This is a genomic window from Salisediminibacterium halotolerans (genome assembly GCF_003814815.1).
Taxonomy (GTDB): Bacteria; Bacillota; Bacilli; order Bacillales; family Salisediminibacteriaceae; genus Salisediminibacterium; species Salisediminibacterium halotolerans.
Window position 1 is genome coordinate 546,149 of record NZ_RKQQ01000001.1, and the last position, 13,008, is coordinate 559,156.

Annotated in this window: 12 protein-coding genes; 4 read left to right on the forward strand and 8 right to left on the reverse strand. The window is 48.5% G+C overall.

All coding sequences use genetic code 11. From position 1 onward, the window contains the following. Positions 1–5 precede the first annotated feature (5 nt). The 4 genes from EDD67_RS02445 to EDD67_RS02460 all read right to left on the reverse strand — a co-directional run bounded on the left by EDD67_RS02445 (position 6) and on the right by EDD67_RS02460 (position 4,646). The gene (locus EDD67_RS02445) at positions 6–677 is read right to left on the reverse strand and encodes an NAD-dependent epimerase/dehydratase family protein (RefSeq protein WP_121440425.1); all 672 of its coding nucleotides are present in this window, start codon (positions 675–677) and stop codon (positions 6–8) included. 102 nt (positions 678–779) lie between these two features. Beyond that, on the reverse strand, positions 780–2,960 hold the full coding sequence (locus EDD67_RS02450; RefSeq protein WP_121440426.1) for a sensor histidine kinase: 2,181 nt from the start codon (positions 2,958–2,960) through the stop codon (positions 780–782). A 107-nt stretch (positions 2,961–3,067) separates the two neighbouring features. Further along, on the reverse strand, positions 3,068–3,943 hold the full coding sequence (locus tag EDD67_RS02455) for an NAD(P)-dependent oxidoreductase (protein ID WP_121440427.1): 876 nt from the start codon (positions 3,941–3,943) through the stop codon (positions 3,068–3,070). Positions 3,944–3,959: 16 nt separating this feature from the next. Continuing rightward, positions 3,960–4,646: a uracil-DNA glycosylase gene (locus EDD67_RS02460; RefSeq protein ID WP_162843775.1), complete on the reverse strand. Its 687-nt coding sequence runs from the start codon at positions 4,644–4,646 to the stop codon at positions 3,960–3,962. Positions 4,647–4,826: 180 nt separating this feature from the next. Here EDD67_RS02460 and EDD67_RS02465 point away from each other — a divergent pair, with 180 nt between their 5' ends. Continuing rightward, positions 4,827–5,189: a response regulator gene (locus EDD67_RS02465; protein WP_093075124.1), complete on the forward strand. Its 363-nt coding sequence runs from the start codon at positions 4,827–4,829 to the stop codon at positions 5,187–5,189. Between the two features lie 55 nt (positions 5,190–5,244). Here the strand turns inward: EDD67_RS02465 and EDD67_RS02470 are convergent, their stop codons facing one another. Together EDD67_RS02470 and EDD67_RS02475 are read right to left on the reverse strand one after the other, a co-directional pair. Then, positions 5,245–6,696: a glycoside hydrolase family 32 protein gene (locus tag EDD67_RS02470; RefSeq protein ID WP_121440428.1), complete on the reverse strand. Its 1,452-nt coding sequence runs from the start codon at positions 6,694–6,696 to the stop codon at positions 5,245–5,247. A gap of 35 nt (positions 6,697–6,731) precedes the next feature. Then, on the reverse strand, positions 6,732–7,682 hold the full coding sequence (locus tag EDD67_RS02475) for an aminoimidazole riboside kinase (protein WP_186805983.1): 951 nt from the start codon (positions 7,680–7,682) through the stop codon (positions 6,732–6,734). Between the two features lie 163 nt (positions 7,683–7,845). Here EDD67_RS02475 and EDD67_RS02480 point away from each other — a divergent pair, with 163 nt between their 5' ends. Both EDD67_RS02480 and bshB2 read left to right on the forward strand, forming a co-directional pair. Continuing rightward, positions 7,846–8,196: a YojF family protein gene (locus EDD67_RS02480; protein ID WP_093075116.1), complete on the forward strand. Its 351-nt coding sequence runs from the start codon at positions 7,846–7,848 to the stop codon at positions 8,194–8,196. A gap of 31 nt (positions 8,197–8,227) precedes the next feature. Then, positions 8,228–8,899 (forward strand): bacillithiol biosynthesis deacetylase BshB2, encoded by a 672-nt coding sequence (gene bshB2, locus EDD67_RS02485; RefSeq protein ID WP_121440430.1) that lies wholly within the window; start codon positions 8,228–8,230, stop codon positions 8,897–8,899. Positions 8,900–8,958: 59 nt separating this feature from the next. On the opposite strand, the gene EDD67_RS02490 is transcribed toward bshB2, so the two are convergent. Beyond that, positions 8,959–9,474, reverse strand: a complete 516-nt coding sequence (locus tag EDD67_RS02490; protein ID WP_121440431.1) for a hypothetical protein — start codon at positions 9,472–9,474, stop codon at positions 8,959–8,961. A gap of 25 nt (positions 9,475–9,499) precedes the next feature. Next, complete coding sequence (locus EDD67_RS02495) at positions 9,500–11,365, reverse strand: LTA synthase family protein (RefSeq protein ID WP_121440432.1); 1,866 nt, start codon at positions 11,363–11,365, stop codon at positions 9,500–9,502. 233 nt (positions 11,366–11,598) lie between these two features. On the opposite strand from EDD67_RS02495, the gene EDD67_RS02500 reads away from it, so the two are divergent. Further along, entirely contained in the window at positions 11,599–12,831 is a 1,233-nt protein-coding gene (locus tag EDD67_RS02500) for an aminopeptidase (RefSeq protein WP_121440433.1), read from the forward strand. The last annotated feature ends 177 nt before the right edge of the window (positions 12,832–13,008 follow it).

Genomic DNA, 13,008 nt, shown 5'->3' on the forward strand with positions numbered 1-13,008 from the left:
GTCAGTTACTTGACTGCCTGCGCGATTCGCTGAATATCATCGGATTCATAAATGTGAATGCCCGTCCGCTCGACACCGGCTGCCGCCTGCATCGCGAGCGCGACATCTTTCGCGTGGACAGGTTTGTATTTCTCCCACTTGCCGCGCAAAAGCGGAGCCAGCGGCCGGCCGATCCATTCAGCTGCTTTTTCGCCGGGTCGCGTGTCGTGTCTGACCCCGACGAGTAAAGAAGGACGGAAAATATGGAGCGAGTTCAAACCGGTCTGCATCAGCGTATCTTCGAGACTGCCTTTGACGATATTATAAAAAAACCGTGATCCGCGGTCCGCGCCCATCGCTGTAATAATCAAAAATGCCCCCGCCTCATGCGCAGCGGCAAACTCGGCGATCTTTCGCGGATAGTGATAGTCGACATCGATAAATTTTTCTTGCGAACCGGCTTGCTTCATCGTCGTACCAAGTGTCACAAACACGTCATCACCCGGCTGAAATACCGATTCCGCCTCTTCAAGATGATCGAATGATACAAGGTGCTCGACGACGGTCGGTTCTTTGTGAAAAATCGTTCTCCGGCGTGTCAGCAAGTGGACCTCATCGTACGTCCCGGCCGACAGCAGTTCTTTTACAAGTCTCGTCCCGACCAATCCCGTGGCACCGGCTACGATCGCTCGTTTCATTTATCATCAGCTCCTTCAGTCGTGTTATCCATTAAATGTATCATGAAAATACCGAAAAATAAAACGAAGCCCGGATTTTCCGGGCTTCGCCAGCTGTCATCTTTATCCTGAGTACACGGTCGTTTTTGCTGCAGGAATTGTAATCGTAAAGGTCGTGCCGCGCTCGGGAACTGACTGAACGTCGATCTTGCCGCCGAGGTCTTCGACAATCCGATAACTCGTCGCCAAACCGAGTCCGTTCCCCTGTTCTTTTGTCGTAAAAAACGGCGTCCCGATTTTCTTAACCGTCTCTTCTGTCATGCCTTGACCGTTGTCGGTTATTTTCACCGTTACTAAATCGCTCTCCCCGGATGAGCTCTCTTCTCTGCCGGTATGCACGTGCAGACGCCCGCCGTCAGGCATTGCTTCAATCGCGTTTTGAATCAAATTCATAAACACTTGCTTCAGTTTATTGGCACTGACATCCGGAAGCGGCAAGTGACGGTCAAAAAATGTCTCAATCGTTATGCCCCTTCGTTCCAAGCCCGTTTCGTAAAGCAAGAGCATATCTTCAATAATTGCTTCGACATCTCCCGGTTCGTCTTGATCTTCAGCAAACCGTTCCGGATTGGCAATGTTCATCAGCTGATTCATAATCGTCTGTACCCGATCGATTTCCCCGAGCATTAACGGTACATGCTGCTGCGGATCGGCTGCTTCTTCCTGCATCATTTGCAGCATTCCTCTAACAGTCGTAAGCGGATTGCGGATTTCGTGAGCAAATCCGGCCGACATTTCACCGATCATTTTCAGTTTTTCGGAACGGATCAGTTCGCTCTCCATTTTGCGTTTTTCGGTCAAATCGTTAAAAACGATCAGCACTTCGTCGTTTACATCCTCATGTTCCGGACTGGCTAAGTAGGAGGTGCTGATAAAAAAGACCCGCTCTTCTTTGCCAAATCGGCAGTGCACTTCAAATTGCGCGCGCAGATCGGCTGAAGAAGAAAGCATGCTGCTGATCCCGGTCTGCTCGAAAAAGCACCGCAAGTTTGGCGAGAGTTTCGCCATGTCGTCATAATACTCGCCGATCACCTCTGTGTGCTCCAGTTCAAACAGTTCGCCGCACATGCGGTTGAACAGAGTGATTCCGCCGGTTTTACGGTCGATTGCCAGTACGCCGTTATCGGTTGACGCCAACACCCGGGTGGATTTGCGATCCATTTGTTCGCGTTGATCCAGTTTGACGAGCATATCATCAAAGGCCGCATTGAGCTGATTGGCTTCTTCGTAAGCTTCGTCATATTCATACACATCACGGTGCCCTTCGGCATAGCGCTGCGATTTCGTCACGAGCTGCTGCAGCGGACGGACGAGATAATTCGACAGCTTGTAAACAGCAAACGTTAACCCGAGCAAAACGGCGCCGAAGATCAATAGATAACGGATGAGTAAATCATTGAGTGCGCTGAACATTTCCGCTTCATCGACCGCAATGCCGACATACCATTCATGATCAAAGCCGGCGACATTGTCGATTTTTTCAAAACCGTGAACTTCGTCGCCGACGGGTCTGACCGTATTGTTGTCGGCGGCATACCGATCGATTTCTTCTTGTGAGGTATTTTTTTCTTCAAAGTAATTCGTCTCGAGAATACGTTCGGTTTCCGGGTGAGAAATAACCTGTCCCTCTTCATTCAAAATGAAGCCGTAGCCGCCCAAATCGCTTTCATCATGCTCGGCAACGTATTCGCTGAGCCGTTTTTGCATTTCTTCAAGATCAAATGACGGGGAAATGACATGGATTAATTCATCATCGTCATTATAGACCGGCGCTCCAAGGACAAACACCGGTTCATCGATAATGTTCGAATAATTCAAATCTGACATGGCGATATTACCTGTCAGTGTGTCAGTAAACCACTCGCGATCACTGAGATCCCGGCCGATCATTTCATTATCAGTATCCAGCTCGACCTCGCCGTCGGGGGTGAGGAGCAGCGCATCAAAATACATATCATAACTTGAGAGAAACGTGTACACTTCTTCTCTTTTTTCTAACATGTCAGCATCGCTGTCGCGCAGGACAGGGTTTTCGGCTAAATAAGCTGTATCTCGATAACGCTCTTCTAAAAAATGTGTCAGTTCTGTCTGCAGACTGCCTGTTTGAATCGCCAAAGATGTTTCGAGTTGATCTGTCAGTTCTTCTTTTTGTGAATAATAACCGATGATGCCGATGACAATCATCGGCAGAAAGGCAACAAGTACGAAGAAGACAAACAGCTTTGACCGCAAAGTTTGAAACATGGTGTCGCTCCTTCATCGCTTAGCGTTTTAATAAGCACTTCTCCATGCTCTATTATAGACGATTCGAACCCATTCGGAAACAGATAATTCGACAAATTTCGTAATGATCACGTTTCGTCCGTATAATACGTGTAAATCGCTTGTGTTCCGCTGTTTTCAAAACCTCGTTCGGCGAGCTGATCGTAAAGTTTTTTCGCCTGATTAAGTCCTGGCGTGTCCATGCCGAGTTCTTCAGCGGATTCAATCGCAATCGCCATATCTTTGATAAAATGTTTAATGTAAAAGCCGGGCGCATAATCGCCTTTAATCATCCGGCGCCCGAGCTGTGAAAGTGAAAAACTTCCCGCTGCTCCCGTTTCAATCACCGACAGCACTTCATCTTGCGACAGTCCCGCGCGCTTCGTATAAGCGAGTGCCTCGGCAGTTCCCATCATCGTTGAAGCGATGGCAATTTGATTCGCCATTTTGGTATGCTGGCCCGCGCCTGCAGGTCCGAGACGTTCAATCGTCCCACCGATCGCCGAAAACACCGGATAGACCGTTTCAAATGCCGCCGCTTCACCGCCGGCCATAATCGCCAACTTCGCTTCCCGGGCGCCGACATCGCCGCCTGACACGGGGGCATCAAGCGCATACACGCCTTTTTCACCCGCTTGCAGCGCAATTTTTTCCGCCAGTGCCGGTTTCGAGGTTGTCATATCGACTAAAATACTGCCTTTTTTCGCATTGGCAATAATGCCGTCGCTCCCGAAGTAAAGTGCCTCAACATCAGCAGGAAAACCGACAATCGTCATGATAATATCAGATTTCTCTGCGGCTTCTTTCGGCGTCGATGCCCAATGAGCGCCGGCATCGATCAGCTCTTCAGCCTTTTCTTTCGTCCGGTTATAGACGACGAGTGAATAGCCGTTATTCATAATGTGTTTTGCCATGCTCTTACCCATCACACCTGTGCCGATAAATCCGATCGTCATTTCGCTCATGTTTATGACCTCCTGTTCATGTTAGTTCATTTGCCGGCGGGATTTCCCAGCGAATCGGCTGTTGATTCGTTGCCTGAAGAAATTCGTTCACCCTTGAAAACGGACGGCTGCCAAAAAATCCGCGGTGCGCTGAAAAAGGGCTCGGGTGAGAAGAATGAATCACAAGGTGACGGTCTCTGTCGATCCATTTGCCTTTTTCTTGCGCGTATTTTCCCCAAAGCAAAAATACAAGCGGTTTGTCGCGGAGGTTTAACTGCCGGATCACTTCGTCTGTAAACCGCTCCCACCCGGCGCCTTTATGGGCGTTCGGCGTTTTATGCCGGACCGTGAGGACACTGTTTAACAGCAAGACCCCTTCATCTGCCCACGACTGCAAACATCCGTGCTCAGGAACCGGGCAGCCGAGATCGCTGTGAAGTTCCTTAAACACATTTTTTAACGACGGCGGCACTTTTACGTGCGGCCGGACCGAAAAGCTCAGTCCGTGCGCCTGGCCCTCGCCGTGATACGGGTCCTGACCGATAATAACAGCCTTCGTTTCATGATAAGCGGTCCGGTGAAGCGCATTGAATATGTCATTCATCGGCGGATATACCGTGTTTGATGAATACTCTTTTTTTAAAAACTCGCGCAGTTCTAAGTAGTACGCTTTTGAAAATTCTTCGTTCAACAGCATACGCCAATCATTATCGAGCGGATTCACGAGTTAACCTCCTCTCTTTGCTTGATGGAGTGCCGCGCATAGGTGTTTATGTATAATGATATCATTTCCGGCTTCCATTCCGGCAGCGGACATGGCATAATAAGATAGAAGTTTGATACGTAACGCCTACAAAATGGTTTCAGGCGAATGATTATTTATTCTTATAATAGGAGTGTAACTATGACAAAACTACTAATAACAGACGATGCTGCTTTTATGCGTATGACTTTAAAAAACATGGTAACAGCCGCCGGTTATGAAGTTGTTGCCGAAGCTGAAAACGGTGCGCAAGCCATCGAGCTTTACAACGAACACCAGCCCGACCTCGTGACCATGGATATTACGATGCCGGAAATGAACGGGATCGAAGCGTTGGAAAAAATTAAAGAAACGGACCCTTCTGCGAAGATTGTCATGTGTTCAGCGATGGGCCAGCAAAATATGGTCGTTGATGCGATTCAAAAAGGCGCGGCCGACTTTATCGTCAAACCGTTCGATGAAAACCGGATCAAAGAAGCGCTCGATAAAGCGCTGAGCCGGTAAACCCGCCTTTTAGCATTGAAGCCAAGCATCCTCAACTAAGATGCTTGGCTTTTTTTTACGTTAGCGGCCAGAAGTCTGCGTGACACGTCACCTGTCCGTCACTTTTAAATTGAATGCTGTCGTCATCAACATCCGCAAAATACCGGGATGAAAAGACTTCTTCGCCGTCATTGACAAACAGTTCGATCGCTGACGTGTCAATGTAGATTCGCAGTTCATGCAAATCAGCCAGCGCGCATTGCCGCTGCTCGCGCTTGTCGTCTTCTCCGGTGCGTTCAAATGTCAGCACACGGTTGCTTAAATCGTATTTAATCCGTGCTTCGTTTCGGATAAGGACTTCAAACGCCTGTCCGGAATGAAAATCGAACTGACTCAGCTTCAACTCAGCCGACTTGCCGGAAATTTTCTCTGCTGTTGACAGTGCTTCGCCGGCTGTAAGCCTTTCATGCACACCTTCCCCGCGGAGCATTTCCAATTCCTGTGCCGGGCGCTGCTTGAGCGCGCCGTTTTCAACATTGAGCACGCGCGGAAGTGTCAACGCATGCACCCAGCCGTAACTGACCGTCGGCTGATTCGCTTCAAACTGTTCCGGAACACCCATCCAGCCGATTAAAATTCTGCGCCCGTCCGCATCTTCAGTCGTTTGCGGAGCGTAAAACTCAAAACCGCGGTCAAGTTCGGTGAATGCTCCGTGCACAAATTGCGGCAAACGCCGGTCGAGTGAGCCGGTAAAATAACCGGCCTGATACACATTGTTGTATTTCATGCCGTCAGCTTCAAGGCCTTGCGGCGACACGATTAACATATCGGTGCCATCCAGGCTGAACAAATCGGGACACTCCCACATATAGCCGAAATCCCCGAGCCCGCCAAGGCGGCTCCCGGCAATCGGACCGAGGCAAGACCATTCTTCAAAGTCGTCAGAACGGTACAGCAAGACGCGCCCTTCTTCCTCGACCGTTTGCGCGCCGATCACGAAATACCATGCTTGTTCGTCTTCTTCATACCATACTTTCGGATCACGAAAGTGCGCCGTGTATCCGGACGGGAGCTGATCGACAACCGGCCCGTGTTTGACGAACGTTTTTCCGTCTGCCGATGCTGCTGTGCATTGATAAGAGGAGCGTTCGTTATGTTCGTCTTTTACGTTGCCGGTATACATCAGCGTCAGTTTCCCGTTGTAATCAATCGCACTGCCGGAATAACAGCCGTGTGTTTCGTACCATTCACTCGGGACAAGCGCGGCCGGCTCCTCTTTCCAATGAACGAGGTCCGTAGATGTAACATGCCCCCAAAATTTTGTGCTGTGATCCGGAGCAAACGGATTCCACTGGTAAAACAGATGGTACACCCCGTTCCAGTGAATCCAGCCGTTCGGATCATTCAGCAGGCCGACCGGCGGCATGACATGATACACAAGCCGGTCCGGGTCGCTCTCGACAATTTGCCGTTTTTTCTCTGTTTCGATTTGAGCAAGTTTGCGTAATTCCAATTCTTTTTCTGTCATCGTTGCTGTTCTCCTTTACTCAAGGCTCTTCACCGTCAGGTAGATCGTTTCGTTTCAATATCATTCAGCGTCGGAAGCGCCGTCATGGCACCTTTCGTCGACGCAGCGAGACCGCCGGAAACGGCCGCAAATGACCCCATTTGCCATGCTTCCTCACTTGTCAGTTCACGAATCGGTTTCGTAAGCAAGTGAAGCTGATATAAAATGCCGGAAACAAACGCATCTCCCGCGCCTGTTGTATCTACCGCATCGACTTTCATCGCATCAACATACACCGGAGCGCGGCCCTCTAAATAAATACGGCTCCCGGCTGCTCCGAGCGTTACGATGATCATCGGAATCGCAAAGCTGCTGAGCGCATCGATACCGGCTTCAATCTCTTCTTCTCCGGTTATAAAGGCCAGTTCTTCTTCGGATATTTTTAACACATCAACTTCGCCGAGCATGCTGCGAATTGTCGTTTTCGCTTCCTCTTCCGACGGCCATAAGCCGAGACGAAGATTCGGATCGTACGAAACAAGCAAGCCGTTCTCGCGCGCTTTATCCACCGCTGCAACGGTTGCCGACTTTGACGGTTCGCTGATTAAACTGATCGAACCAAAGTGCAGAAGGTTATGAGCAGAAAAAAGGTCATCACTGATTTCCTCAGGTGTCAAAAAGCGATCGGCGCTCGGATCGATGTAAAATTCAAAACTTCGTTCTCCTCCGTCGCCGAGCGTAACAAACACAACGCCGGTGCGGACATCTTTTGTCATCAGCATATTTTCCGTTTTGACACCGTAACCCTCGAGCGTTTCTTTTAAAAAGCGTCCGAGCACATCGTCGCCGACTTTGCCGACAAACGATGTGTTCGCCCCGAGACGGGACAGTCCGACCGCGACGTTTGCCGGCGCGCCTCCCGGACTTTTTTGAAATGTTTCATTATTGTCATCAAGCGGAATAAAATCAATCAGTGCTTCCCCGAGTGTCACAATACCTTTCGACATAATCATCGCTCCTCCATCTGAGATGTTTGCTGAATTAATTATACGGTTTCTCACCTGTATGTACAATAAGGACCCGCGATTTCACAAGATTGTCTGAAAACTGCAATTTCTGATACGATTAAGGCAGACAATGCGTATGTACAACATGACAGGAGGAATCATCATGCAGCCGATCGAACCGATCGAAGTTCAGCGCCGACTCGATATGCTTGCCGGCGAACCGCTTTATATCCATTTAGAAACAACAAACGGAGCCTATGCCAGTCACCGCGACAGCAGCTTCTTTTCTGCCGGCACATTTTTCCGCAATGCGCAGCTGACTTTTCTGCACGGCAAAATAACCGGCGACGGACCGTTTCGTATCGGCTTTGAAACCGAGCTTGGCTGGCTTTATGCAGAAGGATTGACAGACTGGACCGTTGACAGTGAAGAACGGCTCCTGATGGCAGGACATGATCAAGAAGGCAAGTTAGCGATTGCGCTGGAGTTCAGCCGCAAACCTTTCCCGAAATAAAGGTACTGATTGAAAAAAGGACGTGACATGTATGAATGAACAAGTGCTCGTTGTATTCCCGCACCCGGATGATGAAGCTTTCGGTGTAGCCGGGACGATTTTAGCTCATACGCAAGAAGGCATCCCCGTCACCTATGTCTGCTTAACGCTAGGCGATATGGGACGGAATTTAGGTTCGCCTCCTTTTGCCAACCGCGAGACGCTGTCAGATATCCGCAAAACAGAACTCGATGAGGCGTGCCGGCAGCTCGGCATCAGTGATTTGCGCCGCTTTGGCATTCGCGATAAGATGGTCGAATTTACCGATCAAGATGTGCTTGCCGAACGAATTTTCGATGTGATTGAAGATGTCAACCCGTCGCTCGTTATTACGTTTTATCCCGGGTATGCTGTTCACCCCGATCATGATGCAGCCGGCTTCGCTGCCGTCAATGCTGTTAAAAAGCTGCCAAAAGGCGAACGACCGACCGTCTATGCGCTTGCCTTTAAAGAAGGGTGTGAAGAAGTGCTGGGCGAGCCTGATGTTGTCCGCGATGTCCGCCCGTTCGCTGAGCAGAAATTGAAAGTGATTGAGGCGCATCAGTCGCAAACGTCAGGCATGATTGAAAGCATGCGCAATCAGCTCTTAGGTCTGGAGGAAGATGTAAAATCGCACCTGACTTTTGAGCGGTTTTGGACGTATCCGGTTGACGAAGATGACTGAAAACAAACAGGCGCAAGGCTCGATTTTAACGGAGCCCTGCGCCTGTTTTTATTTAACAGCTATTTTGTTGCATTCTCACTCTTGTCGTACTTATACGGCAGCGACGGTCCTACCACACTTTCGAGCCGCTCTTGTACACGGTGAGGCGAGGAAACGGTGAAATAAAATGAACGGTGTTTATTTGGAAACTTAACGATCAAATCAACTTCGTAGTTATCTATTTCGTAGCGCATGATCCGTTCATTTTCAAGAACTAAGGTGATTTTATGCCATAAAGGAACGAACATCGTAAAACGATCTGTCATGACAAAGAATCCTTTCGCACCTGTCGTTCGTTTGAACGCAGGAAAAACAAGCCTGACCGGTTCGCTCACCATCGCTTCCGCCTTATACTGGGCAACTTGACTGAGAATATAATCCACGCCGACAGTCAAAAGCAACGCTGCCAAAATCGACAGCAAACTAAACAGCGGGTCCGTCTGCCAGAGAAGAAACGGCAAGAGCAAACCGAAAATCAAGATCGATAAAATGTAACGGGTATACCTGCCGGCAAATGGATTGGAATGTCGTACCATCGTCTATCACCTTCCTCGTCTCAATTTACTGTTCTTGCCGTTCGTCCCAAAACCGGAGCATATCCCCGTAAATAATTTTATCCGAGTAGTACAGTTCGTCCTCTCCGCGTTGAAACGCTTCCGCGCAGGCCTCAAAGCCGAGCTCGTCACCGGTTTCGGCATCGTAGCAAACTTCGCTTGTGTAAATGATCTCGTCTGTGATCACGGTGCCGTCGCGCTGAACGGCAAAGTCATCGCGGTCGTCGGATAAGAGATCGCGCCCGAACATTAAGTGCCGCTTTTCATCCATTCCCATCAAATTGATTAATGTCGGCATCACGTCGACATGGCCGCTGACCGTTTCAATCGTTTCCGCTTCGTCTTCCATCCCGGGAATATGAATAATAACCGGAACACGGTCGAGTTTTACCGCTTCATCGGGCGTCACCTCGTAACCGAGGTAATCTTCTAAGTCATCGTAATGACTCTCGGCAATCCCGTAATGATCACCGTATAAGACAAAGATCGTATCTTCATAGAGCCCGCTTTCTTGAAATTTTTCAAACATGATTCTCATCGCTTCATCCGTATAACGCACCGTCGGGAAATAGCGGTTGACAATGTTGCTGTCTGAGTCAAATTGATCGATATAATGATCTTCATCATCCAGTTCATACGGAAAATGATTCGTCAAAGTTTTGAACTTGGCAAAAAAAGGTTCTTCCATATCGTCTTCAATATACGGCATCGACTGCTCGATAAAATCAATGTCCTTCAACCCCCAGCCGACCGAATTGTCATCATCGACATCGAATGCATCAAGAGCATAATACGTGTCGTACTCCAAGTTTTCGTACATTTCATCGCGGTTATAAAACGACTCGTCGTTTGCGTGAAAGGCCGCATTTTCATAACCTCTTTGCTGAAACTGCTTTAAAAGCGGCAAATATTCATTGTCATACGCCTCGTGAAAAACGGCGCCGCGCCCGAGCGGGTAAAGGGAATTATGCATCATAAATTCCGCGTCCGATGTTTTCCCCTGTCCCGCTTGATCATACACATTGTTAAAGTAGAAGCTGTCTTCGATCAGTTCATTTAAAAACGGAGTGATTTCCTCGCCGTGAAGCGTTTCGCCGATCACAAACGATTCGACGGATTCAAGCGATACCATGACGACATTTTTTCCTTCTGCCGCTCCGGCCATCGATTCATTCGGTTCAGCCGCCGTTTCATCGAGATGCCGTTCAATATTCGACCAGTCATCGCCTTCAGCGAACACTGCCTGCGAAGCGGTAGCCACATGGACATAAGCATCGTACACGTAAAAATTGAAAATACCGATCGTCTTAATGACGTTCTCCCGGTTAAACGAGTGGGCGCGCTCTTCCGACTGCACGACTTGACCGGCAAACACAATCGTCAATACAACCGCTGTAATCGCCGTGTAAAGCCCTTTGCTGTAGCGGATCGGCACTTGTTTAACCGTTAAAACAGTGCGGTATTTTTTAATCAGCCAATAAATAATCGGCAGATCAATGAAAAAGAAAATATCATACCAAGCAATAAGCTCAGCCACGCTCGTCATTAAGTCCCCGGCATTGCCGCTCATCACAAGCATCGGCAAGGTGATAATATCGGTAAATTCACGGTAGTGCACCGCATTGCCGTACAGGATCACTGTTAAAATCACTGTCAAAGCAAAAAAATATCCCGTTTGATACTTTTCTTTCAGCAGTAAGCCTAAACCAAACACCGTCAGTAAAAACGCGAGCGGGTTAAAAGCAAACACCAGAAGTTCAACCGCCTGATTAATCATTAAATCAAAGGTTAATATCGAAACGAGAAACGTTTTCAGCCACAGCAACATCAAGAGCAATACCATTAAACGATGTTGACGTAAAAACTGTTTCATCGTTCGCTCAATCCTTTCAACAACAACTCAAAATAACTCTTTTCTTAATAGTCCTATTATAGTGAACATAGCGGTGTGCTTACAAGTGTTGTCCACTGTCTAACAGTTTTAATTATTACCTATACCCTTTTTTCTTTATGCATACACTTTTGTTTCGGATGTCGAACTAATTTTTCATTCTGCCGGAAAACTGATAAACTGAGGGTATATTTTCGAAAGAAAGGGAGATGGTGATGGCTTCAATCGCAGAAAAAAAAGAACAGTATGCTGACCTGGCTGTACGGGTCGGGGTCAATATTCAAAAAGGACAAAAGCTCGTCATTAATGCGCCGGTCACTTCGGCGGACTTTGTGCGAACGGTCACGAAAAAAGCGTATCAGCACGGCGCAAGCAATGTGCATGTTGAATGGAACGATGATGAAACAACACGGATCCGTTACGACATGGCTCCGCTTGAATCGTTTCATGATTTCCCGGCCTGGAAAGCGCGCGGCTTTGAAGAAATGGCCGAAGAAGGGGCGGCTTTTATGACGATTAAATCGACCGACCCTGATTTACTGAAGGGGGTCGACGGCGAAAAAATTGCTGCTGCCAATAAAGCGTCCGGCGAAGCGATGAATACGTTTCGTTCTTACATTCAATCCGACAAGGTGAGCTGGCTCGTCATATCTGCTCCGTCTTATGCGTGGGCGAAAAAAGTTTTCCCTGAAGCTTCCGCCGACGAAGCTGTCAACCAGCTTTGGGAAGCGATTTTTGAAGCCGTGCGTATCAATAAAGCGGATCCCGTCGCTGAATGGAAGCAACACGACGAAAACTTGCAGGAAAAAGCCCGTTTTCTTACAGATAAAAAATATACCGAGCTTCGTTACCAAGCTCCGGGGACAGACTTAACGATCGGCCTTCCTGACGGCCACGTATGGATCGGCGGCGGCGGTCCGAACAAAGACGGCGTTCATTTCGTCGCAAACATGCCGACAGAAGAAGTTTTCACCGCCCCGAAAGCGGATGCCGTCAACGGCACCGTCCGAAATACGAAACCGCTCAATTACGGCGGAAACGTAATCGACGGATTTTCGCTGACGTTTAAAGACGGGAAAGTCAGCGATTTTTCCGCCGAAGAAGGCGAAGAAACGTTGAAAAACCTGCTTGAGACGGATGAAGGAGCGAGCCGCCTCGGTGAGGTTGCACTCGTGCCCCACAGTTCACCGATTTCACAGTCGGGGATCTTATTTTACAACACGCTTTACGATGAGAACGCTTCGAATCATATTGCGCTCGGAAGCGCCTACGCAACGTGTGTAGCCGGAGGTGCTGAGATGTCAAAGGAACAACTCGGAGAAGCCGGGTTAAATACAAGCATCACGCACGTTGATTTCATGATCGGCTCCGCCGAGATGGATATCGACGGTGTGCTCCCGGACGGGTCGGTTGAACCGGTTTTCCGCAACGGAGAATGGGTTATATAATAAGCAGACAGCCAAGCTGAATTCAAAAGCGCTTCTTTTGAATTCAGCTTTTTTTTACCGCAGCTGGCGGAACCGTTTACCGCACAACAACAAGGCGCATAATATCGAATAAATATTCATTTTTCTCTTGCCCTTAGCTGGAAAGTCTATTAAAATAAGTCATGCTGAATAATTATA

Bases quoted from the DNA above. Each gene is read 5' to 3' on its own strand.
- EDD67_RS02445 (WP_121440425.1), bottom strand. From the start codon at position 677: ATGAAACGAGCGATCGTAGCCGGTGCCACGGGATTGGTCGGGACGAGA.
- EDD67_RS02450 (WP_121440426.1), bottom strand. From the start codon at position 2,960: ATGTTTCAAACTTTGCGGTCAAAGCTGTTTGTCTTCTTCGTACTTGTT.
- EDD67_RS02455 (WP_121440427.1), bottom strand. From the start codon at position 3,943: ATGAGCGAAATGACGATCGGATTTATCGGCACAGGTGTGATGGGTAAG.
- EDD67_RS02465 (WP_093075124.1), top strand. From the start codon at position 4,827: ATGACAAAACTACTAATAACAGACGATGCTGCTTTTATGCGTATGACT.
- EDD67_RS02470 (WP_121440428.1), bottom strand. From the start codon at position 6,696: ATGACAGAAAAAGAATTGGAATTACGCAAACTTGCTCAAATCGAAACA.
- EDD67_RS02475 (WP_186805983.1), bottom strand. From the start codon at position 7,682: ATGTCGAAAGGTATTGTGACACTCGGGGAAGCACTGATTGATTTTATT.
- EDD67_RS02480 (WP_093075116.1), top strand. From the start codon at position 7,846: ATGCAGCCGATCGAACCGATCGAAGTTCAGCGCCGACTCGATATGCTT.
- bshB2 (WP_121440430.1), top strand. From the start codon at position 8,228: ATGAATGAACAAGTGCTCGTTGTATTCCCGCACCCGGATGATGAAGCT.
- EDD67_RS02490 (WP_121440431.1), bottom strand. From the start codon at position 9,474: ATGGTACGACATTCCAATCCATTTGCCGGCAGGTATACCCGTTACATT.
- EDD67_RS02495 (WP_121440432.1), bottom strand. From the start codon at position 11,365: ATGAAACAGTTTTTACGTCAACATCGTTTAATGGTATTGCTCTTGATG.
- EDD67_RS02500 (WP_121440433.1), top strand. From the start codon at position 11,599: ATGGCTTCAATCGCAGAAAAAAAAGAACAGTATGCTGACCTGGCTGTA.